Below are 1,757 nucleotides of genomic sequence, written 5' to 3'. Positions count from 1 at the left end.
GAAATGAGTATAGATACTTCAACTACTAAAGAAAACACTGTTGCTCGTTTGTACAAAAACAAGAATAGCCGAGTAAAGAAAGCTTTGTCTTTTACTACAAAAAGAAACAAAGCTAAATTGGCTTAATATTAAATACTTCTGAATTCTTAAAATAGATTTGCAATTAAATGTATTTGTAATAATTGAGTTTACAAATTACTACTGGCTCAGTTTAGCCTCATGATCGTCTAATGCGTTCATAATACCGAAAAATTCATTTGCCCCTTCCTTGCTGGTTAAAGACGTATTTATCATCAAAAATCTGCCTATTCTGGTTGTTGGATCAAAAAACATTAATGAGGACACCCCAGGATCACCACCTGTGTGTCCAATGGCTCCATTGCCGCTATGACCAATAAAGATCCCCATATTGTATTCATCATTATACGGGAATACACTGTCGCGTTCCTCAAAATGCGATTCGTTAAGCTGTTCTTTAAAATACTCCTTGTAACTATCCGGATTCAAAAGAGTTCCTTTGCCCGACTTGGCTTTTATCAATTCTGAAAGATACTTTCCCATATCCTTTGCCGTAGTCCGCATTCCGCCATCCGGATAAGTAATTAATTCATAGAAGGGTAATTCAGATTCTGTGTCAGAGTACAGTTTGGAATGCATAGACAAATCAATCTGATCATAAGACCAGCCTGATGCATCCATCTTTAATGGATTCAGGATGTATTTAAAGGTAAATTCATCAAAAGGAACTCCCGTTGCCAGTTCCAAAACCAAAGCTGCCAGGGTAGCCCCTATATTCGAGTAGTCGAACTTTGTTCCTGGTAATTCCTGTAAGAACCCCTTTTTCTTATAATATTTTCCTTTAGAGTCTAAAATCATTGGCAGAAATTCTAACAAAGTTGTTTTAGAGGAAGGCGGATTAAAAGTCTCATTCAAGTCCTTCAGCTTATTGGCAGCAATGTCATCTTTTAATACATAAGATTTTTTGTCGTAATACCTGGTATCGGTAATTGTTGAAGTATGTGTTGCTAAATGCCTGATAGTAATTTCTTTTTCAGGAAAATATGGGTTGATTACTTTGAAAGGGAGATAACTATTTATGGGATCATCCAATTTTAACTTTCCCAATTCCTGTGCCTTCATTAGTGAAATTCCAATAAAGGTTTTTGAAATAGAGGCTATATTTTGGATTGTACTATCTGTATAAGGTTTTTTTGATGCAACATCCATATAACCAAATCCTTTTTGATAAAGAGGTCCAGACTCGTTCACTAAGGTTACCGTAAACCCATTTATATAGCCCTGACTATATAGGTCATTTAAAGCCTGAGTAAGAGTGTCGGGATAAAGTAGGGCAGGAGGGAATGAAGGCTGTTGAATTACCGTTTTAGGACTATTTTTATTTGTTAACAGTAAGATAAAGAAGAGGCCGACTGTCAAAATTGTCTTCATTGAAGGGTTTTATGGATTTAAATTGATTAGAGATGCAAGCTAAAATAGGCATTTATTGTACTATTTTAAGCGCTAAACAAGCTTAAAATGAATTCTTTTTTTATTGTTTCTCCTATTTTTTATTGTTGAATTGTCTTCCGGTAATCGGTTAAATACACAAAATATCGCTGAGGTGTTTTAAGGTACTGATCCATTCATCGACACTTTTTTGCACTTAATCCAAGTTTTTGCCAGATACCGAAAAATAAGGGTTTTTCGACGAATTACAAGCGGGATGAGATGCACATTGGGCGTTTTATATATATAAA

The 1,757-nt window shown here is 35.1% G+C and carries 1 protein-coding gene; it reads right to left on the bottom strand.

What is annotated here, in order from left to right; translation table 11 throughout:
- Window positions 1-198: 198 nt before the first annotated feature.
- Window positions 199-1,449 carry a serine hydrolase domain-containing protein gene (locus tag WBM60_RS13620; protein ID WP_424263048.1) on the bottom strand — a complete coding sequence of 417 codons (1,251 nt, stop codon included), beginning with the start codon at window positions 1,447-1,449 and terminating at the stop codon, window positions 199-201.
- Window positions 1,450-1,757: the final 308 nt, after the last annotated feature.

It is taken from the genome of Eudoraea sp., from assembly GCF_049669105.1.
Classification (GTDB): Bacteria; Bacteroidota; Bacteroidia; order Flavobacteriales; family Flavobacteriaceae; genus Eudoraea.
This window is presented reverse-complemented; position numbering and strand designations above follow the sequence as displayed.

Excerpts from the sequence above, each read along its gene's own strand:
- WBM60_RS13620 (WP_424263048.1), bottom strand. The coding sequence starts at position 1,449 with ATGAAGACAATTTTGACAGTCGGCCTCTTCTTTATCTTACTGTTAACA.